We start from the raw sequence: 24,182 nt of genomic DNA on the forward strand, positions 1-24,182 counted from the left end.
ATGACGAGTAACCCCCTAACTGAACTGAGAGAGAACAAGACCTACGCTCACGTAGTTCCTTTCGCTGCTTTTTTCCTCCTGAACATGGCGATGTCTCTCGGGGATCAAATCAAGTGGGAGCACCCTGACGCTCCCTGGTGGAGGCATTGGCCGGAGCAATGGATGTACCCTATACAAACCATTTTGGTGCTGGGTACTCTGGTGTTCTACTGGAAGCACTATGATCTAAAGTGGGACTCGCGAGTTGTTTTCGGTGGGCTTATGGGTGTTGTCGGGATTGGCTTTTGGCTTCTACCGACAACGCTTTATGACTGGATGGGCTACACTGAGGAGAGTGTTGGGTGGCTTGAGTATCTCGGGGTCATGCCAAGACGAGAGGGGTTTGATCCTATGGTGCTGAAGGATGAGTTCGGCATAGGGGGTGTATTCGTGTCTGGCTTTCTTCGCTTTTTCCGCGCAGTCATCATTGTGTCTCTTGTAGAGGAGATTTTATGGAGGGGTTTCCTGATGCGTTTCATCCTCAATCCTGATGGTGATTACTGGAAGGTTCCCTTTGGCAAGCCTGATTGGCGTAGCTATCTGATCGTCACAGCAGCCTTTATTTCCATTCACCAACCTGTTGATTTTCTGGGAGCGTTCATCTATGGATCGCTCACCTATTGGGTGGCAGTGAAAACGAAAAGTTTGGCTGCCTGTATCACTATGCATGCTGTAGCGAACCTCTTAATGGGGACGTATGCTCTGTATTACGGAAAATTTGGACTCTGGTAAGACATGCGTATTGGGCTGGCTCAGATCAACTCGATGGTTGGTGATTTTCCCGCCAATGCTAAGAGAATCATGCAGGCCTATAGGTCCTGTCTAGATCAGGATGCCGAGTTAGTAGTTACACCAGCATATGCGTTGTGCGGATACCCGCTTTTAGGGTTGGTTCATCGTGAACGCTTTGTCGAGCAGTGTCTCCAGGCACTCGACTATCTGGGGGATGAGGTTAAGGATGTGCCTTTATTGGTCGGGCACATATTAATAGAGAATGATGAGCCGCAGAAAGCTGCCACTCTATTACAGCTTGGAAAAGACCCTGTCTGCATTTCGTTCCCGTATGCTGCAGCTGACCAGACGAACAAGCAGATTGAGCTAAAAGGGTGTAAACTGGATCTCAGGTTGTCAGACTCAGGGTGTTTGGATGTAGCGTCTGATCTCTTCATCCATATGGATGCTGAAACTTTCACACATCCTGAAAGGGCGACCGATCGCTCTCCCGGACTGCCAGGTGTTTACTGCAATGCAGTTGGCAGCAACGATGGCTGGGTCTTTCACGGGCAATCTACAGCGTATGGCCTATCAGGAGTGGTGTTACGCAGTTTGGTTGCATTCGGTGAGGAATGCTTAGTGGTCGACGTTGGTGGTGATGTAGTTTCTCAAGTTACTTCGGAAGAGATGCATTCGACGGAACTGCTTTATCGGGCACTCTGTTGTGGAGTAGAAGATTTTGTGCGTAAAGGTGGCTATAATGGTGTTTGCATCGCCTGGGATGGAACTCTGGCGGCACATCTCCTTACTAGAATTGCCATCGACTCCATGGGGGAAGAACAGATTGCAGTGATTGATTTCACTGAAGATCCTAGTTCAAACCATGATTGGGGGGATGTCGAAATTCTGGACACTAGTTTAAGTGCATTATCAAAACCGCTAACAGACGAGTTTCCTGTGGCGGCAGGTGTGGAGCACAGGCTGCGTAAAGTGGCTTTAGATCACGCTGCTGAGTCCAGAGGGTATCTCTATCTTAGCGCTGGGACCTCCACCTCATTCCTGATGGGTGACTCCGAATATATAGACTATGATTTTGGAGGGCTTGCGGTCTTTGCAGATTTGCCAACGAGTAGTCTCCTAAAATTAGGGAGGTATTTGAAGCTATCAGAAGATGTCATTGCTTCGGCAGGAGAGGGGGATGCTGTTGCTATCCAAGAGAAAGTGCTTAAGGCGATCGCCAATGGGAGAGGAGCTCTCCAGATCATTGAATCTACTAATTTGCCTGAGCATTTTGTCAGAAGCCTTATCAGAAAATACAATTTAAATCATACCAGATCACGATACAGGCCTGTAAAAATACACCTAACCAAAACAGATAGAGACCTTAATGGTGATTTCCCTGTTATTCAGACCTTTGTAGACTAACCGGGTAGAATTGTGCATTATCTCATGGAAGGTAGTTATGAGAGCTGAGGAAGCATCTAGCACGAGAACCCAAAAGAAGGGTATGCCATGGATCAAGATAGCCATCTTGGTCACAGTCTTGATGATTGCCGGGGCGGTGGCTGTTCAATACCTCAAGTGGCAGGAAACGGCTGCTTCAGAAAAAAGGCTGGCGGAACAAAGTGCGGTCCAGAGGAAGCAAAACTCCCGCAAGGCCGTTGAAGATGCACAGAACTTCTTAAATCAGGGGGACCTTGCAAAAGCTGAGAGATCTATTCTCTTAGCTGAGGGCTTGGATACTGATGGTGAGCTGAGCGGGGATATTTTTCAGCTCAAAGCCAAGTACAAAATATTGAAGGCTAAGGCGGATGAGGAGCTTGAGGCATTGAAGAAGAGGGAGGCTAAAGCTGATGAAATTATTAGTGAGATCAATAATCTGTTAGCGGGGGCTGAGATTGAAGCGATTTTATCTCAGCTTAAAAACAAGCTTTCTAGTCTCGACCAAATCGAGAAGGAAGGAGTCAGCGATGCCTGTAGGAAAAGGATTGGGCAAATCAACTCTCAAATCGACACCTCAAGACGAGAGGCAAATATCAAGAGGCTTCAAAATTTGCTAGCGGAAGTAGTTTCATTGCAGACAGAGGAAGAGGTCGCGGGAGCACTTAAAGCTATCCAAGCCCGAGCAGCCCGTGACCCCATTCCGGAAGAATTGCAGGAGAAAATTGCAAATGCCTCCAAGGAGCTTCAGCAAAGACTTCAGACGATTCAGGTGGTGAAAACTTTTCAGGTAAACTTGTCGAAGGAGAACTGGATTGACGCTGAGCAGTCCATCACCGCCATGGAGTCGCTTGGTTTGGGTGACGCGCAAATACAGCAATATCGATTAAGGTTTCAAGAGCTTCGCGCTCACGCGGAAAAAAGAGACCGACGCGTGCAAATGTTGATGAACGAGTTCAAGAGTATGGACACTTCTCGTTTTAATGCTGCCGCATTTTCAAAACTTGACCAGATTCTTGAGATAGCGCCTGAGCACGCGGAAGCATTGGCACTAAAGAAACGCCTGTCTACCACCTTGGACCAGATCCGCGTTCCTGGAGATGTAGCTGACATTGATGAGGCCGTGAAATGGGTTAATAGCGGGGGGAGAATACTTCTTGGAGAAGGTTTGTTCTATGCGGAGATTGAATTGGAGAAGAGCCTGAAGATAGAAGGCCAGGGGGTGAATAAAACATTTATCGAGTCCAAGTGCGCGCACGGCCCTGCTATTTATATTAAGCAGAAGGAAGGCAAGGTGAACATAAAAGGGCTTACGGTAAAGGGAATAGGCTATATCGACGACCAGCATCGTCATGCGCTAATCCTCGTCGCATCCAATGCGTATTTTGAGAATTGCGAGTTCGTCAAAGCACCAGGGCATGGAGTAGCTGTTATTGCTGGCAAGCTAGAGATGAAGGGGTGCAAAGTATCACAGAGCGGCTGGGATGGAGTCACCATTAAAGGGGAGGACAGTCAAGCCGCGCTGACTGACTGCCTATTTGATGAAAATGCGGAGCATGGAGTGGACTTTTGGGATGGAGCTTCAGGTACGGTGTTTCGGAGTAAAATTGCGTCTTCCTCAGGAAGTGGCCTGGTAGTCACTGGGGGGAGTCGAGTCACTCTAGCCCAATGCACAGTAGAGAAGAATAGAGAGACGGGCGTGTATATTGCCGACGGCTCTCTGGTGAAAATGGATAAGGTCCTTTCACAGGGGAACCTGCTCTCAGGTGTTGCCATCCAAGGCGATCTTACTTCTGTTGAAATGAGTATCGTGGCTTCTGCGGGGAATGACCAGGCAGGCTACTTTATCCAGGGCAACCCCACGATTCATGGGCTAAACCGTGCTACAGCAGAGAATAATAAACAGGGTAAAATTGTAAGGAAATAGCCCTAAGTCAGGAATCTTTCGAGACGTATCTAATCCAGATTGACAGCGGGGAAAGGCTTGGGTTCCATCAACCGCGATGTCCACCGGGTTCTCATTTTCCAGTCTCAATGAAGCGCAGCGCGATGCAGTTAATTCTCTTGATGGTCCAGTATTGATTCTGGCTGGGGCTGGTACAGGCAAGACTCGCACGGTGACCTGCCGGATTGCTAATATGCTTCAGCAAGGTGTGCAGCCGCACCAGATCCTCGCGGTGACATTCACCAACAAGGCTGCCGCAGAGATGCGTGAGCGTGTTTGTGGCATGGTGTCTCAGGATGCTGGTGAAGAAATCACCGTGTGTACATTTCACTCCCTCTGTGTGAGGATCTTGCGTGAGGGCATCGAGAAACTTGGCTACAAGAAGAACTTCACCATCTATTCTGGCCCTGACCAGATCGGCATGATCAAGCAGCTGATCGTCCGCAAAGGCGGAAAGGATCTGAATGTTGACCCTCAGATGGTCCTCAGTCTCATTTCAAACAATAAGAATGCGGGCATTGATGCGGACGATCAAGCCGATGATCTGATCGCTGACATTGCCCGTGCTTACAATAATGAATTGAGAACTCAGAATGCCGTGGATTTCGATGACTTGCTTCTACTAGCTGAGAAACTCCTTCGCGAGCATGCGGATGTGCGTGAGATTCTGCAGAAGAAGTACACACATGTAACCGTTGATGAGTTCCAGGACACCAATGGTCTTCAGATGAAGCTGCTCCAGCAGTTGGTAGGTAAGCCATACAATGTCTGTGTGGTTGGTGATGATGATCAGAGTATCTATGGCTGGCGAGGAGCCGACGTAACAAATATCCTTCAGTTTGAGAGGTTCTTCCCCAATCCTAAGGTGATCCGCCTAGAGATGAACTATCGCAGCTCAGCTGCAGTTCTCCATACTGCCAACTCTCTGATTAAGCACAATTACGGACGCAGGGAGAAAGAGTTGAAGCCGTCAAAAGACGGTGGCGAGAAATTGCGACTCATTGCGATGCCGGGGGATGAGGAAGAGGCTGACTTTATCGCGGAGGAGATCCACGAACGTAATGCGGTGGAGAAAAAGCCATGGGAGGATTTCGCGATCCTGTTCCGGACCAACGGCCAGAGCCGCAATCTTGAGCGTGCTATGCGCGAGCTGAAAATCCCATACCGTATGGTGGGGGCACAGAGTTTCTTCGACAAAAAGGAAGTGCGAGACACTATCGCCTATCTGCAGGCCTTACATAACCCGCTTTCGGATGTGCCTCTGCTGCGTGTTCTGAATTCTCCGCCACGCGGTATAGGGCAGGGTTCCACGGTACTCATTACCGACTGCAGTCGTGAGAGGCAGTGTAGTGTCTGGGAGGCAATGGGGTGCGAGGAGGTGCTTGAGCAACTGAGCACCAAAGTCCGCAATTCGGTCAATGCATTCGTCGAGCTCATGCAGGGATATCACCAGCGACTCATCAAGAAAGAGGAGAACATGGGTGCAGTCTTCAAGGAGTTCCTGGAGGAAATCGATTTCTTTGAATGGGTCAAACGCGGCTGCAAGACTGAGAATGAAAAGCTCCAGCGCGTGGAGAATGTTCAAGAAGTCTACGCTAATTTGTCTCACGCACATCGCCAAGGAAAGTCGCTACAGAAGTTCCTCGACCAGATGGCGCTACAGCAAGATAAAGACGATGATATTGAAAAGCAGAAGGGTGTCTGCATGATTACCCTCCATGCCTCCAAGGGTTTGGAATTCCCGATCGTATATCTGGTTGGTTTAGAAAACGGGATCTTGCCTCATAAGCGAAGCTTGGAAGAGGGCACCACAGATGAGGAGCGCAGATTGCTGTATGTGGGTATCACCCGGGCTCAGGATGAACTCACCATGACCTACTGTGCTTACCGCACTAAGTACGGGGAACAGGCTCATTGTGAATCCAGTCAGTTCCTCAAGGAAATCGACTTCACTCACATTGAGGAACTTGATTATGACGACATCATGGGAGCTGAGGCTACTGAAGAGGAGACGGAGAGTTTCTTCTCAGGGCTTAAGAGCTTCCTTGATGACTGATGACTGGATCTGCCGGCTACCTGAGCAGGAAGTAGAAAGCCAATACTTCGCCGCCAATCCACACGGCAACGATGTGAGCAACTCCGAAAGAACGTGCACCTGGGCTTTCTGAAGGGTTGTCGTGGTGAGGCCCAAACAGGTGATTGTATTTTGCCACTAGCCAGCCACCAAGCAGCGTCCACACAATGAGAAAGATGACTATTCCGGTCTTGATGACAATCTGCAGCATAGTGATTTATTATTTTCCGTTAGAGTAATCTGGCAGGGGATTATTCCAGAAAATTATTTTTACATGATGTCCTCCACAAATTCTTCTTTGCGGAATGGTTTGAACTGGTGAGCTTCCTCACCCAAACCTATGAATTTTGGGGCGATTCCCAGCTCTTGGTAGATAGAGACGATTATGCCTCCCTTGCCGGAACCATCCAGCTTGGTGACGACTAAGCCGTCTAGAGCGATCGCTTTATTGAATTCTCTGGCCTGTTGAAGCGCATTACCGCCAGTAGTAGCATCGACAACGATCATCTTCAGATGTGGCGCAGAAGGGTCTTGCTTGCCTACAGTTCGCTCGATCTTCTCAAGTTCTGACATCAAGTTGTGGCGAGTATGCAGGCGCCCAGCTGTATCCAGGATAAGGAACTGAGTGCCCTCTGCGATGGCTTTCTGGTGAGCAGTGTAGCAGACCGACGATGGATCTGCATTCGGAGCCCCTTTTACCAGTGGAATTTCAAGGCGGTTGGCCCATACTTCAAGTTGCTCGACGGCTGCTGCACGGAAGGTATCTGCTGCTGCCACCATGACTGAGTGTCCTTGGGATTTAAGATATTGGGAAAGCTTGGCTGTAGAGGTAGTCTTCCCCGTCCCATTGACGCCGACCATAAGGATAACGTAGGGTAGGCCGTCTTCTCTAGGCCTAAGGTCCAGCTTATCTTCAGGTAAGATTTCAGCGATGTGGCGCTTGGCTGTATCAGAGACATCATCAGCAGTGATCTGCCTGCCCAAGTCTTGTAGCTCATCGACAATGGTCATGGTCAGCTTGGCCCCCAAGTCTGCTGCGATCAGGTCGGCTTCTAGCTCGTCCCAGTCGATCTCAGCCTTGTTGCGTACCTTGTTGATGAGTTTTTTGAAAAAGCCTGACATGTCGCGGATGGGTTTATGATGGGTGTCGCTTTAGGGCAAGAGTTTCTTGATCTCTCTCACTTCGTGCCTGTGGGGGCTGAGCTCGTCTATTTTAGCCAGGACTACGGAAATATCAGGAATCTGAATTTTCTCGCTCTCGATTTGCCTCTCATCACGAGGAAAGTCATCGGCAGGGAGTATGGCTTGAGCTAGATGGTGGCATGCCCAGGCTCTCCACACGCGCAATTCGGCTAATGGCTGATTAAAATTCATGCGGGTCGCCAAGTGTTGGTAATGACGCACCGGATTACCCAAGAATTCATGACTTCTGTGTGAGGACTGAATGATCCAGTACACTGCTTTGTAGGCGATGGGGTGTCTCTGTGTGATTGGCGCGTCCGCTTGCAGTTGAGCCATGAATGACTTGTTTATCTGTAACAGAGCCTGGGCGGGATAACCCTGCTTCCATTGATTCTGTGCGAGTTCAAGGCAGGCTAGATAGAATTTCTGGCCACACTCCGCCCGGTAAGGCCTGGAGTGGGTGATGGGCAAGACTCCAGAAGTGGGTGGTAAATGGGGGCAGTGATTATTTGCGTTGGTTCGCATATTCGGCTTGATGCATGGTGATAAGGCAGTGAAAAGCAGCTGTCAAAATTTTCGTGGATTCCAAATTACCAACTGGAGCACGTACGATCTGGATCGGAGTCGTGTTTTTCTTGCTGTCAGTCCCACCGGGTCTGTGGTCACCAGCATTGCCCAATATTCTGGAGAGTTATGACGCTCTATGGGTCATTCCCTACGCGACTGCGGTAGGCCCGGTAGTCAGCATTTTCTCGAGCCTGATGTTTGCTTCTTTGGCTGATCGTCGTGTTGAGGCTCAGAAACTACTCGGAGTTTTATCTCTTGCTGGTGCTGGATTCCTCTACATGGCTTTTGCTGTTCTGAGTTGGGGTTGGAATCCTTGGTGGTATGTGGTTATGCAGGGCATGAATGCGCTCATCTCCGCTCCTATGTGGGCTCTGATTACCAAAATTGCTTTGGAGCATGCCGAAAACCCGACCAAGCAATTCCCTCTGTATCGTCTGTGGGGCACAGTAGGTTGGGCCTTTGCTGGTATTTTAGTGAGCTGGTTGGCTTTGGACGCCTCAGCTGAGGCCGGTAAGGCTGCCGCACTTGTGCGGATCTTGCTCGCCGCGGCTGCATTCATGCTACCGGTGACCAAGCCTATTCCCTCAGAAGAGAGGGGGCTTCGTGCAGCGCTTGGTCTGAATGCATTCACCCTGTTCCGAGATCGCACGCTGAGAGTCTATTTCATAACCGCTACGCTCATTGCGGTGCCCTTGATGGCTCACTACATGTATGCACCGAAACAGCTTCTTGAAATGGGGCAGCTACCTGGAAACGATGATTGGTTTTCAAATGTGGTTAAGTCTATGCTACCAGGACCCACGGCGCAGATGACCTTTGGACAAATTACTGAAATTGGAGCCATGTTGTTCCTGAGTTGGGTAGGTGCTCGGGCCCGAGTCAAAGCTTTGGTCATCGTCGCCCTCATCGTAGGCGTTACACGGTTTGCTGTCTACGCTCTCGCTGGCCAAACAGGTATCATGATGTGGATGTGGTTGGGGGTTTCTCTACACGGCCCCTGTTATACCTTGTTCTCGATTACAGGACAGATGTTCATGGATAGAAGGGTGCCTCGTAACATGAGAGGTCAGGCGCAAGCCCTTTTTGGCTTGCTGAGCGGTAGTGTCGGCGGCTCAGTCGGCGCACTCACATGCGGCTTCGTATTCTCAATGACTGGAGCAGGGCAGACCTGGATGGCTTGGACCATCTTCTGGACCATTCTATCCCTTATGGTGCTGCTGTGCTTGGTGTATTTCAGCATCGGCTACAAAACGATCCAGCACACACACGACGAGAACTAGAATAGTTTCTCCAGAGCTTGTCTCATATTCGCCTCAGTATGAGGACCAATACTTGCGATGGAGATGTTCTCGCGCATAAATGTCTTGCTGGTGAGTGCGCGGATTTCATCCAAGGTGACTGAGGCTAGGGTAGCTCGTGCCTCTTCCGGATCAATGATTTTACCAAAACTCATCAGGGAGTCTCCCATCCAGCTCATGCGGGAATGTGTGCTCTCCAGGCCAATCTTGGCCTGTCCGTCCGCATATCGTTTCGACTGTCGCAGTTCAGCTGCGGTAAAGCCATTGTTTTTGAGGTCAGCTAAAACCATGTGCAGAGCATCGATGCATTCGTCCAATCTTTGAGCATCAAGACCGACGTGAATTTCAAAGGTGCCCGTATCCTCGTAGAGGCTGTAGTCGGAGGAAATACTGTAGCACAGGCCCCGCTTCTCTCTAAGTTCCTGGAAAAGGCGTGAGCTCATGGTTTCACCTAACAGGAAGCTTAGCATGCGAAGGATGTGGCGGTCGCTCGAGTGGCGTCCATTGGTGTGATAGGCAATCGCAAGATGCACTTGTTCAATCTCACGCTGATCATGGAGCAGGGGGAGATCCTGAACTTCAGCGGATCTTCTATCAGGGTCGAAATGTTCGAATGTCTTCTGCGGAGTCGAGGCGGCTGGGAGAAACTTGTCCGCCAGTTTCAAGACGTCCTCATGCTTTACATTGCCGGCAACGGCCAGCGTCAAACCCTCCACAGAGTAATGCTCTTCGGCAAACTCCTCAAGGGTTTCACGATGGATGCTCTGAATAGAGGCTTCTGTGCCTGTGATGGGGCGACCAAGTGGGTGATCTGGCCACAGGGCTGCAGACAAGAGGTCATGAAGGTGATCACCCGGGTTTTCCTGATACATAACAATCTCTTCGGCGATCACCTCGCGCTCCCGTTCAATCTCTTCTATGGAGAAAGTAGAATGCCACAGCATATCGGCCATGACCTCAAGGAATTCAGGCAGTAGTTCGACCGGTCCACGTGTCTCCAGGCAGGTTTGATCTTCCGTGGTGTAAGCATTGATAGTCCCGCCGGCACCTTCAATCGCTATAGCGAGATCTAGGGCTGAGCGGTCGCTTGTCCCCTTGAAGATCATGTGCTCAAGAAAGTGAGCTACGCCATTAACTGCGAGCTCCTCATAGCGGCTTCCTACTGGGATGTAGATCCCTACAGAAACGCTGTCCATGTAGGGCATTTCCGATGTGGCTACATGGAAACCGCGCAGTTGGTCGTGATGCATTTGCATGAAATTTAGGAACGTAGTTTCTCCGCCAACTGAATGTCTTGGGGAAAAGTGATTTTGATATTTGGGGTGTTATTCTCAACCAGGTGAGTAGCCACGCCGATCAACTCAAGAGCGGAAACCTCATCGGTAACAAGTGAGCCAGAAGATTCGACCGCTTCATAAGCCTTCTGCAGTAGCTCACGCTTGAAGATTTGAGGGGTTTCCATAGCCCATAGGTTATCCCTATCTACAGCTGCAACAACGACTCCTTGGTCGTCGGAGCGCTTCACAGTATCGACAATCCGCTTAGCCGATGTTGCCGCACCAAATTGAGACGCTGCAATAATCGTTTTCTCAATTTGTTGAGGCGAGATGAGAGGCCTTGCACCATCGTGCACCGATATCAGTTGGGCATCACTAGTTAGGGCCTTGATGCCATTATAGACGGAATTGTGTCGATCTGATCCGCCATCAACTCTACTAACAGGAATACTTAAATCTGATAGACCTAACTGGTTAAATCTATCTTCTGGGCACACCACGATTATCTCACAGATTTCTGGAGTGCTGGCGAAGGCTTTGATGGAGTGCTTGAGTACCGGTTCACCATCGAGGGGAGCCAGAAGCTTATCAAAGCCCATTCTTCTGCTAGTACCAGCAGCGACAATGATGGCAGCGGTCGACATCAGCTTAGATTAGGATAGGGCCTTCATGACGGCTTGAGATAGGGTCTTTCCATCAGCACGACCTTCCGTGCTCTTCTGGAGGACTCCCATGACTTTGCCCATGTCAGCGCGTGTAGAAGCACCTGTTTCGGTGATAGCCGCAGTGACTGCAGCTTCGATCTCCGCATCGCTCAATGCTGCCGGAAGATATTTTTCAAGGACGGTAACTTCAGCCTGCTCTGCGTCTGCAAGCTCAGGGCGGCCAGCATCCTGATATTGTTTAATGGAATCCTGGCGCTGCTTGATTTGTTTACGAACCACAGCCATGGCCTCGGTCTCGTCCAGTTCTGCACTGGCGCCGCCTTTTTCGATCGCAGCATTCTTGATAGCAGAAATTAGAGAGCGGATGGTGGTGAGAGCAACCTTGTCTTTGGACTTCATTGCATCTTTCATGTCTGACTTGAGAGTTTCTTGAATGCTCATAGCTCAACTGTGTGCAGCTTCATGGAACATGCAAGTGTGAAGTGATGGGGGAGATGAATGCTGCGGGGAAATCTAATAAAAGATGCGCATGGTTCGTTAACTTCATATGGCTAGTTCTAAATCCGAACAACTATTGAAGGACGACGAGCCAATGATGGATATTTCATCACTGATCGACGTGTGTTTTTTGCTGCTTATCTTCTTTCTCGTCACTTCGACGATTTTGCCGACCGAGAGAGACCTGATGTTGAAGTTGCCTGATGGCAGGGGTGTCCCCTCTGAGGATGTAGTGATTAACTTGAGTGTCGATGCTCAGGGGCAAATCAAAATGAAGAGTGGGGGAGTAGAGGAAGTTATCGATAGTGATAGCAATAATCGAAATCTACCCAAGCTGGTAGATCGGCTACAACTGTTCAAGATGGCCGCCGGACCCAATGACGTTGTGGCGATGATCGATGTCGACGACGCAGCAAGTCAGCAGCGTTTTATAGATGTCATGAACTGCCTCGCAGGAGAAGAGGTTACCAAGGTGGCTTTCACGGCTAGAGATTAATTTCAACTTGGCAAAAACGCAGTGTAGGGACACCTTGTTGACATGTTCACCACTCTAGGAAAAACAATCACAATGGCACTTGGTGTCTGCGCGCTGGGATCCACCCTGCTCGCAGCCGAGGTGGAGCAGCCAGATGAAAGCAAAGGCTGGAAGAAACTCTTCGACGGCAAAACAACCAAAGGGTGGCGCACCTATAACCAGAGGGAAGCTAAGCCTCAATGGCAAGCTGTTGATGGTGCGCTCACACTAACGAAGCCCGGCGGCGGCAATCTTATTACTGAAGGGCAGTATGAGAACTTTGATCTCCGCTTGGAATGGAAAATTCCGAAAGGTCGTAATAGTGGGCTCTTTATTGGTGCAAAGGAGAGTGAACGAGTGATTTACCAGGATGCTATCGAAATGCAGATCCTCGGAAATACAGGCTTTCCAAAGCTTGATGACTACCACATTGCGGGTTCAATCTACGGTTTCTTTCCAAGTAAGAGGGAATGGGCAAAGCCTGACGGAGAGTGGAACAAAGTCAGAATCCTTAAGAAAGACGGAAACATCAAAGTTTTCTTTAATGATCAAGTTGTTGCAGACTTCAAGCCTTCTAGCGAAGAGTTTGCTCAGATGATTGCTAAGACGAAGTTTAAGGCTTGGCCTCAGTTCGGGAAGCATGAAAAGGGGCATATTGGCTTCCAGGACCATGGAGATAGTCACGGCCTCGCAATCCGGAATATTTGGATCAAAGAGCTTGATGCGAAGTAATTAGCGGTAATAGTACCGACATCATGCATCATAGACACAAAGCACTTTGCTTCATTTTGCTCTCGATCTCCTGTAGCGGAAGCCTTCGAGCTGAGCAACCGGCTTACATAGGCGGGGCTGGAGATAATCAGCAGGAGATCGTAAGTGCTTTGCAAAAAATTACTCCAGAGCAGAGAGACGGACTGGTCTTTCTGCTCAAACACATGCCCGAATCCGACCTTAAGACTCTCAAGGCGGATTTTCTACTGCAAAACGTTGATTTTGCCTACCGCGCCAGGAATTCATTCGTCTGGGCTAAAGAGGTTCCAGAGGAGATCTTCCTCAATGATGTTCTTCCTTATGCCTCACTTGACGAGAGGCGTGACAATTGGCGAGGAGACTTTTACAAAAGGTTTAGTAATGTCGTTAAGGAGGCCAAATCTCTGGATGAGGCCTGTCTCTTGGTTAACAAGCAGATCAAGGAGGTTGTTAAGGTTGAATACAACACCAAGCGGAAGAAGCCAAACCAAAGCCCCTATGAGTCCATGGAACAAGGGATGGCTAGCTGCAGTGGTCTTTCCATTCTCTTGGTTAATGCCCTGCGTTCTGTGGGCATTCCAGCTCGGGTAGCAGGCATTCCGGCGTGGACAACAAAGCATGGAAACCACAACTGGGTAGAATACTGGTCACCTAAAGACAAACAGTGGCATTTTATTGAGTATTATCCAGACGCTAATGGTCCTGACCACTCATGGTTTGTCGCGGATGCGCAACAGGCAAACCCTAAGAGTTTTATCCACAGCATTTATGCTACGTCCTGGAAATCGACAGGCATCCATTTTCCCATGGTTTGGGATATGGAGAGTAAAATGGTTCCTGGGGTAAATGTGACCGAGCGTTACTTGAGTAAAGACCCCACTGCAGATAAGGACCTGTGTGAGTTACGTATAGATTTCACGAACGAATCCGGGACTCGTGAGGCCATAGACATTCGAGTAGTTCAAGGTGATGTAGTGCTACATCAAGGGAAAACACCGGGGCCGCAGGACGACATGAACCGCTTTTTCCAGGCAAAAGTCAAAAAGGAGCAACTTTATCAGATTGTCTGGGCAGTAGACGGCCAAACCAAACCTCAAATAAAAGAAATTAAGCCAACCAAAGATGATGGCTGGCTTAATGTAAAACTTGGTGCTGGAAAGGCTAACTGAGCTAGCGAGAGGGTGTCAGCTGTAATGTGAAACCTTTCAGGTATTCTGTCTCAGGTATCGCTGGGATGACAGGGTGATCAAGCCTTTGACCGTGTGTCGCTATGAGTCGCAATGTGCGCTTCGCATCAACTGAGGCACTCACAATGTTTTCAAGAAATAGCTCTCTAGTGGCGTGATGTGAACAACAATAGGTGGATACGATCCCGCCTTTTTCGAGCAACTTGATGCCTCTGAGGTGAATTTCTTTATAACCGCGCATGGCATCATTCAGAGTCTTTTTGTTTCTCGTGAATGAAGGCGGATCCAGGATCACAAGATCAAATTTCTCCTCGCAATGCTTCAAGTAATCAAAGGCATTGTGTTTGATGGCCTCAATTTCAACACCGTTGAGCTCAGCATTACGCTTCACCGAGTCAATCGCGCTCTCAGAAATATCTACCGCCGTTACACTGGCAGCACCTGCTTTTGCGCAGGCCAGTGCGAATCCGCCTTGATTACAGAAACAATCTAGGACCCTCTTGCCCTTGGCTAATTTGGCAATGGCCGCATGGGCGTCAAGCTGGTCCAGATAGAGGCCGGTCTTCTGGCCATCCAGCAAATCAACTTCAAAAATGACTCCATTAGCCTCAACGACAAATGCGCCTGGGTTATCCCCGTACACCAGCTCAACACGCTCCTCAATTCCCTCAGCCTTCAGCATCGGGGAGTCATTGCGATGGATGATCGATTTGGGGGCCAACAGCTCAACCAGCGTATACACGATCAGATCACGGCAGCGATCCATGGCCAGCGTTAGTGTCTGGAGAACCAGATGGTCGCCGTAGCGGTCCACGATAATGCCTGGAAGGGCATCAGATTCACTCCAGACTACGCGGCAAAGATTAGGATCAACACCTGGACTGTCTTCCCTGAGCTGAATGGATTGTGAGATCCTACGCTTGAAGAACTCTGGCTCAAGCTTCTGCTTGCGGCGGGATATTCTACGGGCGACGATCTGCGAATTAGGATTGTAAATGGCAGTGCCTAGTGGTCGATCCCGGAAGTCTTTGAGGCTAATTACCTCACCAGGTTCAGGGTTTCCAAATACCTTCTGCACTTCACTGGAGTAAACCCAGTCGTGACCGTGGAAAATTCTGGAGCGTGGTTTTACGACGATGCCTGGCATATTAAAAAATGTTGAGGTGTGCGATAGTGGGCAATCTCCCAGATCGATGGGCTGGATGCGCGTTTCTTGAGCTGATCTAGGCGAAGCGGAGGCCTCTGTCAGGCATTTTCTAGCTAGGTTTGAGTGTTTTTCCTCTTGAACCACGGGTGGCTAGGCATTAAACCCTCGAATTACAACGCTATGGGTAAGCAATATAACAAAGTAATCAAACGCAGACGCCGCAGAGAATACCTGCGCCGTAAGAAGCAGCAGGCTGGTAACAGCGTTGCTACCAAAACGACTACAGCTAAAGAAGCAGCACCTGCTGATGAGGCTGAGGAGAAAAAGCCAGTAGCCAAGAAGGCTGCAGCCAAGAAGACAGCTAAAAAAGCTGCCAAGAAGACTGCCGCTAAGAAGACAGCTAAAAAAGCTGCCAAGAAGGCTGCTAAGAAAGCTCCTAAGAAGACAGAGGAATAAGCTATCCTCAAAACAAGATTTATTGTCTAGAACCGGCACCGCGCTTTGCGATGCCGGTTTTTTCTTAGTTTTTATGCAGTCGATCCTAATTGTAGATGGTCACAGCGCTATCTTTGCCACAGAATATTTACTCCAGCTACATAGGGATAATCCAGGCATGGCTCGCACTGAGCTGCACAGGGAGTTAACCCGTTTTCAGGACACTTCTTCCTATGCTGTGGTACTTGTTTTCGACGGCAAAGGCCATGACAGGGATCAACCACTTCGCGGCGAGGAGGACATCATGGTCATCTACAGCAAAACAGGGGAAACTGCTGACACCGTCATCGAGAGGCTTGCGGCACGGTTTGCCGACAAATACCAATTAGTGGTGGCATCTAATGACCGCATGGTTTTAGATTGCGTATCAGCTTTTGGTGCAACACCGAGCAGCATCCGGAGCATGTGGGCAATGATTGATCACTACTAAACCCTGCTTTAATACTAGAACAATTCCCCTAATATTGTAAGTTTAGCTCGCGTATGTAGATAAGTGCGCAGCTAAGGTTTGTGGACTTTCACTGTAGCTTTTCGAATATGACCCGATACCCTCATATGACCAAACATCTCTCCATCGTTCTCGCTTCCAGTCTTGTGATTTCTTCGCAAATCGGGGCTGAGCCTCCAGCTGAGCCCAGAAATAGCGAGATTGCGCCGTTGATACGCAAGCTCTCACATCCTGACTTTCAGACCAGAGAGGACGCTAGCAAGGAAATTTGGCAGTTTGGGGTGGATGCGGTTCCTTATCTGGAGGATGCCTCAAAATCAAAAGATCCTGAGGTTGCCGCGAGAGCTGAAGTGCTGATCCGCAATATCGCTGCCGGCATCTTGCCTAACACACCTCCAGAGATCGCTGAATTAATCGACAAATACAGCCAGAACAATGTCAACGGCAAGCTGGCCATCCTCAGAGAACTCAGTGATAAGCGCGCCTACAAACAGATGCTACATATGCTCTCGTGGGAAAAAAATAACGCCCATCGAGATCTTTTGCTCAGAGATTTCCGAAATATCGGCCTGCTAGCTGCGCGACAAGCGATTCTGAAGAATGATCTTGATGAAGCTATAGAGCTGCTAAAGTTATCACCACGTGAAGAGAATACCCTCAGGGCTCTGGCTTTTTTACTCAAGCGAACCGGGAAAATTGATGATGAAATTGCCCGCATCCAAAAATTCAAAGCCAATGAAAACATCGATGAATGGCTGAAAATTCTGCTTCAGATCAAGGGGGACAAGAAGCTACTCAAGCAATTCGCTGAAAATCGTGGAGACGCGGATGTTCTCTCGACAGTGGCTGTATTGGATGGGGACCCAGTTCCTGCCTTCGATTTGATTGAGGGGCAGTTAAAGGATTCGGCCAGTTTGGCTGGCCTAAAAATGATTCGATCCACGGTTCTGAACCAGGGCGACCCCAAAAAAGCTGAGAAAAAAGCAGATAAACTAGCCCAAGCAATACTTGATGCCGCTCAATCAACTCAGAATGAGAGAGAGATGGAGCCAGCGTTGAGATCGCTCTTTGCAGGAGGTTATCAGGATATGGCTGGTGAGCTATTTTCACGGTATGATGACACTCAATACTCTCAATACCTTGATGCCTATGAAAGGCCTACTCAGGCGTTAGAGGTCATGGGAATCCCGTCTGCCAAAGATGCCCCCAAAGAGTATTACGATTGGGTCAAGGATTCCGTGAAGCGCTCCATTACAGAAGACCAGGATAGTGAGTCAGGCCATCAGGCGCGCATTTTAGAAGCGGCTATATTCTATTTCTCAAGAGGGGAGGTAGAAATTGCGCGCTCTACCCTCAAAGAGCTTCTGATTGTGCTCGAGAAAGAAGGTCTTGATAGATGGCATGAAGTCGTCCGCAGCCTTCCTGAGGCTGGCATGTCTGAGATGGCTGTGGAGTTTATTTTAGAGCGAGGTAATGCAAACAATGATCTCGATAATATGGTCAACGCTCTTTACGGGGATACCCTAGCCATCAATCGAATATGGAAGAGCTTGCGCGATAGAGAGAACACGATCGAAAAAGACTTTGTCGACATGTCCATCCTTATGGGGATGTATCGTTCGAAACTTGCCGAAGGGAAGAAGCTTGAGGCATATGTGCTGGAGAAAGCCAAGAAAAGTGGCCGCAATGCCTACATCGACATGCTTTTCAGTCTCGCTGAGGCTGCTACTGTAAGGAATGATCTCGCTGGAAGTCTGGACTACTATCGAGTGATCAGCAAGCTGGGCAAAGAAGTTGCTGATCGCGGTGACTGGAGAAGTCATTACCGTGAGCTCGCTGAGGGCCTTCAGAGCTGGAAGGACTACATTTCTGCTTATGAACTTCAGGAAAACAATCTGCGAGAGCTTCCTGTTGAGATGGCGAAATATGCTATTTCATTAAAAAAAGTAGGCCGTAACCGGGATGGGGATGAGCAGCTGGAGAAGGCTGTGACTATGACCCTGAGTATTCCAACGGAATACAATGAGATCGCCCTTTTGCTCTATGGTGCAGGCTACAAAGATCAAGCCATACAAATGTGGGAAGATACTTTAATCGGGTTCAAGCCGACGGACTGGGAATTCCATTACACGCTACAATACATGGGCCTCTTATCCCGTTATCACATTTTGAAGGGTGACTGGAAAATGGCGTCAACAGTCGCCAGTGTTGAGGCAGCGCTCAGTCTCAAAAATTTGTCACGTGATTTCAGCCCGGCGTACTCATTGCGTAGCGGATTCTACGCCTTTTTCACAAGCGGCATGCTGGACTACCATTCAAACAGAAAGGAGGTAGCTATCTGGAAGCTGCATAAAGCCCATCAAATGGGTATCGGAGACGGCCTGTTAGCCGATGAGTTCTACCCATCTATGCGGAATACGAGCTTAGCCAAAGAGTACGATGCTTGGTTTGGCGATGCTTATGCCTTTTTGGAAAAGGTTCTTCAAAAATACCCCAACGCACACAACACTCACAATACCATTGCTTGGCTCGGGTCCCGTGCCGTTAGGAATCTGGAAGGGTCACTCACCCATGCTCAAAAAGCGGTTGAGTTAGCCCCTAAGCAGGGCGCTTATTTAGATACCTTGGCTGAAGTTTACTTCGCGAGAAGAGACCGCAGATCTGCCGTCAAGTGGAGCCAGGCCGCAGTACAATCAGTCTCTGACGGTTCAATGGCGTATCAGCGGGCTCAAGATACAGTATACAAGAGTCACATAGACCTCACTGATCAGATGAAAAGGTTCAAGACTGAGGAGTTCCCGTCTGCTGAAGTGAAACCATCGACCAAGAAGAACTAAGCACCCATGTGGCGTCTCATAATTTTGGTCTCCGCTATTCCTTTTATCGCTGGAGGCTTGGCAGCACATCTACTCGGGGTCCGCTTTCTCAAGCGCAGTATGCAGACGCATCTCGATGTAGAGACTCTCATGAAGAAACTATTGCTGTTATCAGGTCATGCGGATGACGTGGTTCAATACAGCACGAAATACTGGAGCGCTGCTTCTAATCTGAATGAAAAACAATTTGTGCTGGATGAAAAAATCCGCACGAATAGGGACGTTAACTCACTCGCGCATGCGGCTATCCAGTTTGGTCTTTATAGCTTGCAAAGAGAACACTCGGCAACCATCCAATGGCGCGTGAAAGTAGTTAAATCTGGCTACCTCCTACCTACCTTTGTCATCCTGATCGCGCTCTTCACGAGCCTTGTGGGCAAGTTGCCGGTTAAGATTGCCTTGGCGGCGGTGGCTGCGAGTTTCGGCTTCATCACTGTCATGCTTTGGCTCAGCATGCCCGTCGAGCGAGAGGCAGGTAAGTATGCCGCTGAACTCATAGAGGAACACAGGCTGTTCGCACGTATCCGAGAGGAAGAAGCGGTGGTTAGAGCCATTCATGCAACTGTATGGACGTCTTTAATTCCAGGCGTGCTGCGCAAATTAATTGTAGGCTCACCAGCAATAAAAAGCCCGGACTCATAGACAGAGCCGGGCTGTAATGGTTTGGGCAGTCAAGCTGCACAGGTCGGTCTTAGACTAGCTCTGCAGCGACGATGTCTTCAACAGTTTGTCTTGGGCGCACTACTTTTGATTCACTGCCATCCACTAGAATTTCTGCGGGGAGGCCGCGTGTATTGTAGTTGGAAGCCATGACATAACCGTATGCACCTGCGCTGAGAAGAGCGATCACATCACCTTCATCAAAGTTTGGTAGCGGGCGATTCTGGCAGAAGAAGTCACCAGTTTCACAAATAGGGCCTACTACATCAACAGTCTCGGTGGTATCATCAGCGGGCTCTCTAACTGGTGCGATATCGTGATGACCTTCATAGAGCGCAGGGCGAATCAGATCATTCATTCCAGCGTCAACCACCTTGAACGTTTTGGCAGTGCCTTTCTTCTCATAGAGACAGCGCGTAAGCATGACGCCGGCATTACCTGCAATGTAGCGGCCTGGTTCCACCAAGATCTTCAATCCAAGTCCCTTGAGGTGGGGCAGGATGCCTGCACAATATTGCTCGATCGTCAGCGGGCGCTTGTCTTCAAGCTGGTTGGCCCACCACTCAGGCTTGCCTGAATCGAGGGACTCATCATAAACGATCCCTACGCCGCCACCGATAGAGAAAAATTCTATATCGTAGAGCCCTTTGAGATCAGCAGCAAGTGGAGCCACTTTCTCGACAGCTTCAATGAAAGGTGTGACTGATGTGAGTTGGGAGCCGATGTGCATCTGCAAGCCACGCAGTTTGATATTCTGAAGCTTAGCGGCACGCCCGTAGGCATCACGGATAAATTCAAAATCAATGCCGAACTTGTTTTCTGACTTCCCGGTAGAGATATACTTGTGAGTCTTTGCGTCTACATTTGGATTCACGCGGAGGGCAACAGGAGCAACAAGTCCCAGTTCACCAGCAACTTTATCGATGAATACGACCTCAGCCTCGCTCTCAGCATTGAAGCAGTAGATACCTTGTTTAAGAGCATACTCAATCTCTTCGCGTGTCTTGCCAACACCGGCAAAGGTGCATTTTGCCGGGTCGCCACCAGCTTTGATGACTCGATACAGCTCACCGCCGGATACGATATCGAATCCGCTTCCTAGCTCAGCTAGTAGACGCAGCACTGAGATGTTTGAGTTAGCTTTAACTGCGTACTCAATCGCGTGATCCACCTCGCTCAACGCTGCATCAAGTCGGGTGTAGTGATCGCGAAACGTGTTGGCACTATAGACGTAAGTCGGAGTGCCGTAGGTGTCTGCAATGGTCTGCAAGCTCACGTCTTCACAGTGAAGCTCGCCATTATGATAATGGAATGAATGCATAGTGTTTAATGAAATTTAGAATAGATTAGATGTCTGTTACGTCTGGGTAGCTCCCTAGGAGCTTGACGAGTGAGCAGTGACGAGAAAGCTCATCGAGCGCCGCTGCTACATTCTCGTCTTCACAGTGTCCAGCCAAGTCTACGTAGAAAATGTACTCCCAGTCCCTCTGCTTTGAAGGGCGTGACTCGATCTTGGACATGTTGATCGCGCAGGATTCGAATGAGGTCAAGGCCTTCACCAAGGATCCGGGCTGATCCTTCATGCTGAACAAGATGGAAGTTCTGTCATTGCCGGTAGGCGGGCACGTTTTCTCACCAATGACGAGGAAGCGTGTCGTGTTTGTAGCTCTGTCCTGTATACACTCTTCCATCATATGCAGGTCGTACATTTCAGCTGCCAATGGGCCTCCGAGTGCGGCAGCACCTTGGTGCGCATTTTCTTTGGCTAGTTTGGCGGCTTTAGTTGTGGAGGAAACCTCCACGAGATCCGCCTTAGGGAAATTCTGGAGAATCCAGTTGCGACACTGTCCGAACACCTGTGGGTGCGAATAGAGGGTCTTAATTTCCTCACGCGGGATGCTGGCCATTAACCCGTTCTCGATTCGAAGCAGGATTTGAGCACAAATGCGGAGAGGGGAGTCTACGAACAAATCAAGGGTGTGAGACACAGCGCCTTCGGTAGAGTTCTCAATTGGTACGACACCGTAACTCGCTTTTCTGCGGGCCACTTGATCAAATACTTCGGCAAAGTTAGCTTGGGGCAAGTACTCCACTGAGTGGCCAAATTTCTTGATGGCAGCCTGATGAGTCCAGGTTCCTTCAGGACCCAGGTAGGCGATTTTGAGATCATCCTCCAGCGCAAGTGCTGCGGACATAATTTCTCTATAAATGGCCCTAATAGACTTTTCAGGAAGTCTTCCTTGGTTTTTCTCAACAAGCTTTCTGAGCAGGCTTTCCTCACGTTCGGGGGCGTAGATCTGAAGGCCCTCTTGCTTCTTGATTTCTCCAACGATATGTACGCACTCAGCCCTCTGGGATAATAGGTCCAGAAGCTGGGTGTCGATGGAATCAATTTTCTTACGTATGTCGTCTAAAGGCACGGCGCTAATATAGTGTTTGTAAAATGGTAGGGGACAAAATCCCTGAAACGTCTGCTAGGCATTTGAACCTTCTTGATCGACTGATGTGCCGCCATCAAGTTCAAGCGTTGCTTCCTCTTTGTCAGATGCAGGCTGAGATTGATCTTCCTCATCAGATTTTGGCTCAGGAAGCTTCACTGTCCTCAGTTCTCCAGCGTTGGGAAGATCGTCGATAGACTTAATCCCGAAGTGTTCATAAAATAAATCAGTCGTCTCGTATAGCAAAGGGCGTCCAGGAAGGTCCGCGCGGCCACCAATACGAACTAATTCACGATCCAATAGTTTCTGAATCATGCCGTCACATGAGACGCCACGAACAGCTTCCATAGCAGCTTTAGTGATAGGTTGACGGTAAGCAATAATCGCAAGGGTCTCCATAGCTGGACCACTCAAGCGTTGAGGCTTCTGGCCGGGAAACAGCTGGCGTACAAAATCAGCATACTCCGGCTTCGTATAGAATTTCCAACCCTTGGCGCGCTCAATGATGACAAAGGCACGGTGATTGGCATCATAAAATCTATTCAGGCTAGCCAGAGCCTCTGAAACTTGCTCCTCAGATGTGGTGGCAAGACTAGCCAGTGACGGATCTAATGTGCGGTGTTCGCAAGAATCTCCGGCATCTTCATTTTCGACTTTGATTAATTCGTCAGCCTCAGCAACACGCGCACGAACAAGTCTAGCTAGTTCGTGGGTTGGTAATGGATCTTCGGATGCAATCAGAAGTGCTTCGAGAATGGCTGTCAGTTCCATAGATAGATGCACAGACTAGATACGGGGTGAACGAATGCAAGTACAAGACGCTTCATACGATGAAAGACCCAAATAAACTCAAAACGCATCCGACCAGCGAATTCACCCATGGATTCATTACTTATACATAACTTCGCACAATGTATGTAATGCGGATATCGTAACTGTGGTCTACAGCCCTACTCCCAATCACCCTGAAAAAGGATGATCTTGACGTTCGGGAATCAGCTGCGAAGTATTGTTAGTAATGAAGCACCTCATGAGATCCCTTGCTCTCGCAGCTGTAGCCTGCAGCTCATCACTGACTCTTACCAACTGCGCCGGCACATACGGCGGATACGGCAAACCTAATATGGGAACCACGCCTACCACCGAGGAGCGCTCACTGCAGATCAGCTCGGAACCTACAGGCAACTTCTACTATGGTCGCCGCTATTTCGTCTATAAGACCCGCTTTTGGGGTTACCTACGAAAGCCGAGGCAGCCATGGTCAGAGGCTGCGCTTGTCATCATGAATGAAAATTCAACCTATCAGCCCGACCGCCTGCCTGAAGATGGTCCCTATGACGAGCGCCACGGCTATGACCAAAACTACAATTACAAAATTACTGGCTCATACACAGGTCGTAAAATATACGACCCCAACAGCAACCTGTTTCTCCCGGAATTTAGAGCGACTAGCTTCAAGCTGATTGATCGTTCACCAGGTTGGCTATTTAGCCCCGCCGACCACTATAATCCAAGCGTCATCACATTGACGAATAAATCGGTACAGATGCCGCGCTAGTGACCGGTGCGGGGTTAGTCAAGGTGACTCCGCATCCATCCAATCTCCGCTCTCAATAAGCTCGAGCTCTTCCGTTGCCGGCAAATACTCCCAGACAATAGCCTGGTCGCAGTTCTCGCATTTACGCACCTGCACACTTTTCTTTTGGTATTCACCACCCTCGTATTCATCTAGGGCCGCCATCATCGAGTCTCCAATTCTGTATACCTCCCCGATCACCTCACTGGCGTCATCTCTATCATTGGAGAGCTTGATACCCGGATACCAATCGACACGATATAGTCTACCGCTCACGACTCCAGGGCCAAGAAGCTCTGCACCAGCCATGCGAAAGCTATTGGACGCCCCCTGCCTTAGCGAGCCATAGACAAACACCTCAAACATGAATCACGCAAGCCTCACGTAAAGAT

24 protein-coding genes are annotated in these 24,182 nt (G+C 49.3%); 13 read left to right on the forward strand and 11 right to left on the reverse strand.

The window, feature by feature from the left end:
• The 4 genes from BUB27_RS08390 (at window position 1) to BUB27_RS08405 (ending at window position 6,194) form a co-directional block, all read left to right on the forward strand.
• Window positions 1-771: a CAAX prenyl protease-related protein gene (locus tag BUB27_RS08390; protein ID WP_143183363.1), complete on the forward strand. Its 771-nt coding sequence runs from the start codon at window positions 1-3 to the stop codon at window positions 769-771.
• A 3-nt stretch (window positions 772-774) separates the two neighbouring features.
• Complete coding sequence (locus BUB27_RS08395; protein ID WP_143183364.1) at window positions 775-2,178, forward strand: NAD(+) synthetase; 1,404 nt, start codon at window positions 775-777, stop codon at window positions 2,176-2,178.
• Between the two features lie 82 nt (window positions 2,179-2,260).
• Window positions 2,261-4,120 (forward strand): right-handed parallel beta-helix repeat-containing protein, encoded by a 1,860-nt coding sequence (locus BUB27_RS08400; protein WP_159434876.1) that lies wholly within the window; start codon window positions 2,261-2,263, stop codon window positions 4,118-4,120.
• Window positions 4,121-4,196: 76 nt separating this feature from the next.
• Window positions 4,197-6,194, forward strand: coding sequence for an ATP-dependent helicase (locus tag BUB27_RS08405; protein ID WP_143183366.1), 1,998 nt, complete (start codon window positions 4,197-4,199; stop codon window positions 6,192-6,194).
• A gap of 16 nt (window positions 6,195-6,210) precedes the next feature.
• Here the strand turns inward: BUB27_RS08405 and BUB27_RS08410 are convergent, their stop codons facing one another.
• Genes BUB27_RS08410 through BUB27_RS08420 form a run of 3 tightly spaced genes read right to left on the reverse strand, consistent with a single transcriptional unit; the run spans window position 6,211 to window position 7,730 of the window.
• A complete protein-coding gene (locus BUB27_RS08410; protein WP_143183367.1) occupies window positions 6,211-6,423 on the reverse strand; it encodes a hypothetical protein in 213 nt (70 codons plus the stop codon).
• Window positions 6,424-6,482: 59 nt separating this feature from the next.
• Complete coding sequence (gene ftsY / locus BUB27_RS08415; protein ID WP_143183368.1) at window positions 6,483-7,334, reverse strand: signal recognition particle-docking protein FtsY; 852 nt, start codon at window positions 7,332-7,334, stop codon at window positions 6,483-6,485.
• A 30-nt stretch (window positions 7,335-7,364) separates the two neighbouring features.
• Window positions 7,365-7,730 (reverse strand): hypothetical protein, encoded by a 366-nt coding sequence (locus tag BUB27_RS08420; protein WP_143183369.1) that lies wholly within the window; start codon window positions 7,728-7,730, stop codon window positions 7,365-7,367.
• A 242-nt stretch (window positions 7,731-7,972) separates the two neighbouring features.
• Here BUB27_RS08420 and BUB27_RS08425 point away from each other — a divergent pair, with 242 nt between their 5' ends.
• Window positions 7,973-9,241 carry an MFS transporter gene (locus BUB27_RS08425; protein ID WP_159434877.1) on the forward strand — a complete coding sequence of 423 codons (1,269 nt, stop codon included), beginning with the start codon at window positions 7,973-7,975 and terminating at the stop codon, window positions 9,239-9,241.
• Here the strand turns inward: BUB27_RS08425 and BUB27_RS08430 are convergent.
• The 3 genes from BUB27_RS08430 to BUB27_RS08440 are packed head-to-tail and all read right to left on the reverse strand — an operon-like array spanning window position 9,238 to window position 11,642.
• Window positions 9,238-10,515 carry a M16 family metallopeptidase gene (locus BUB27_RS08430; protein ID WP_143183371.1) on the reverse strand — a complete coding sequence of 426 codons (1,278 nt, stop codon included), beginning with the start codon at window positions 10,513-10,515 and terminating at the stop codon, window positions 9,238-9,240. The two genes, BUB27_RS08425 and BUB27_RS08430, sit on opposite strands and share 4 nt — an antisense overlap.
• Before the next feature lie 5 nt (window positions 10,516-10,520).
• Complete coding sequence (gene ispD, locus BUB27_RS08435) at window positions 10,521-11,180, reverse strand: 2-C-methyl-D-erythritol 4-phosphate cytidylyltransferase (protein WP_143183372.1); 660 nt, start codon at window positions 11,178-11,180, stop codon at window positions 10,521-10,523.
• 9 nt (window positions 11,181-11,189) lie between these two features.
• Window positions 11,190-11,642 (reverse strand): GatB/YqeY domain-containing protein, encoded by a 453-nt coding sequence (locus tag BUB27_RS08440; RefSeq protein WP_143183373.1) that lies wholly within the window; start codon window positions 11,640-11,642, stop codon window positions 11,190-11,192.
• A 106-nt stretch (window positions 11,643-11,748) separates the two neighbouring features.
• Here BUB27_RS08440 and BUB27_RS08445 point away from each other — a divergent pair, with 106 nt between their 5' ends.
• From BUB27_RS08445 to BUB27_RS08455, 3 genes are read left to right on the forward strand one after another with little or no spacing between them, the layout of a single operon-like run.
• Complete coding sequence (locus tag BUB27_RS08445) at window positions 11,749-12,195, forward strand: ExbD/TolR family protein (protein WP_143183374.1); 447 nt, start codon at window positions 11,749-11,751, stop codon at window positions 12,193-12,195.
• Between the two features lie 42 nt (window positions 12,196-12,237).
• Entirely contained in the window at window positions 12,238-12,945 is a 708-nt protein-coding gene (locus tag BUB27_RS08450; RefSeq protein WP_143183375.1) for a 3-keto-disaccharide hydrolase, read from the forward strand.
• 23 nt (window positions 12,946-12,968) lie between these two features.
• Window positions 12,969-14,132, forward strand: a complete 1,164-nt coding sequence (locus BUB27_RS08455; RefSeq protein WP_143183376.1) for a transglutaminase-like domain-containing protein — start codon at window positions 12,969-12,971, stop codon at window positions 14,130-14,132.
• Window position 14,133: 1 nt separating this feature from the next.
• On the opposite strand, the gene BUB27_RS08460 is transcribed toward BUB27_RS08455, so the two are convergent.
• A complete protein-coding gene (locus BUB27_RS08460; protein ID WP_143183377.1) occupies window positions 14,134-15,297 on the reverse strand; it encodes a class I SAM-dependent rRNA methyltransferase in 1,164 nt (387 codons plus the stop codon).
• 180 nt (window positions 15,298-15,477) lie between these two features.
• On the opposite strand from BUB27_RS08460, the gene BUB27_RS19030 reads away from it, so the two are divergent.
• The 4 genes from BUB27_RS19030 (at window position 15,478) to BUB27_RS08480 (ending at window position 19,758) form a co-directional block, all read left to right on the forward strand.
• The gene (locus tag BUB27_RS19030) at window positions 15,478-15,753 is read left to right on the forward strand and encodes a hypothetical protein (RefSeq protein ID WP_200797090.1); all 276 of its coding nucleotides are present in this window, start codon (window positions 15,478-15,480) and stop codon (window positions 15,751-15,753) included.
• 22 nt (window positions 15,754-15,775) lie between these two features.
• Entirely contained in the window at window positions 15,776-16,222 is a 447-nt protein-coding gene (locus BUB27_RS08470) for an NYN domain-containing protein (protein ID WP_143183378.1), read from the forward strand.
• Between the two features lie 125 nt (window positions 16,223-16,347).
• Window positions 16,348-19,077, forward strand: a complete 2,730-nt coding sequence (locus BUB27_RS08475; protein ID WP_143183379.1) for a YfgM family protein — start codon at window positions 16,348-16,350, stop codon at window positions 19,075-19,077.
• Between the two features lie 129 nt (window positions 19,078-19,206).
• Window positions 19,207-19,758 carry a zinc metallopeptidase gene (locus tag BUB27_RS08480; protein WP_159434878.1) on the forward strand — a complete coding sequence of 184 codons (552 nt, stop codon included), beginning with the start codon at window positions 19,207-19,209 and terminating at the stop codon, window positions 19,756-19,758.
• A 49-nt stretch (window positions 19,759-19,807) separates the two neighbouring features.
• Here the strand turns inward: BUB27_RS08480 and lysA are convergent, their stop codons facing one another.
• Genes lysA through scpB form a run of 3 tightly spaced genes read right to left on the reverse strand, consistent with a single transcriptional unit; the run spans window position 19,808 to window position 22,985 of the window.
• A complete protein-coding gene (lysA, locus tag BUB27_RS08485; RefSeq protein WP_143183381.1) occupies window positions 19,808-21,097 on the reverse strand; it encodes a diaminopimelate decarboxylase in 1,290 nt (429 codons plus the stop codon).
• Between the two features lie 25 nt (window positions 21,098-21,122).
• Complete coding sequence (gene pheA, locus BUB27_RS08490; RefSeq protein WP_143183382.1) at window positions 21,123-22,196, reverse strand: prephenate dehydratase; 1,074 nt, start codon at window positions 22,194-22,196, stop codon at window positions 21,123-21,125.
• 54 nt (window positions 22,197-22,250) lie between these two features.
• Window positions 22,251-22,985 carry an SMC-Scp complex subunit ScpB gene (gene scpB, locus BUB27_RS08495; RefSeq protein ID WP_143183383.1) on the reverse strand — a complete coding sequence of 245 codons (735 nt, stop codon included), beginning with the start codon at window positions 22,983-22,985 and terminating at the stop codon, window positions 22,251-22,253.
• Between the two features lie 259 nt (window positions 22,986-23,244).
• Here scpB and BUB27_RS08500 point away from each other — a divergent pair, with 259 nt between their 5' ends.
• Window positions 23,245-23,772, forward strand: coding sequence for a hypothetical protein (locus BUB27_RS08500; RefSeq protein ID WP_234991717.1), 528 nt, complete (start codon window positions 23,245-23,247; stop codon window positions 23,770-23,772).
• A gap of 18 nt (window positions 23,773-23,790) precedes the next feature.
• Here the strand turns inward: BUB27_RS08500 and BUB27_RS08505 are convergent, their stop codons facing one another.
• Complete coding sequence (locus tag BUB27_RS08505) at window positions 23,791-24,156, reverse strand: gamma-glutamylcyclotransferase family protein (protein ID WP_143183384.1); 366 nt, start codon at window positions 24,154-24,156, stop codon at window positions 23,791-23,793.
• Between the last annotated feature and the right edge of the window lie 26 nt (window positions 24,157-24,182).

This window comes from Rubritalea squalenifaciens DSM 18772 (genome assembly GCF_900141815.1).
Lineage (GTDB): Bacteria > Verrucomicrobiota > Verrucomicrobiia > Verrucomicrobiales > Akkermansiaceae > Rubritalea > Rubritalea squalenifaciens.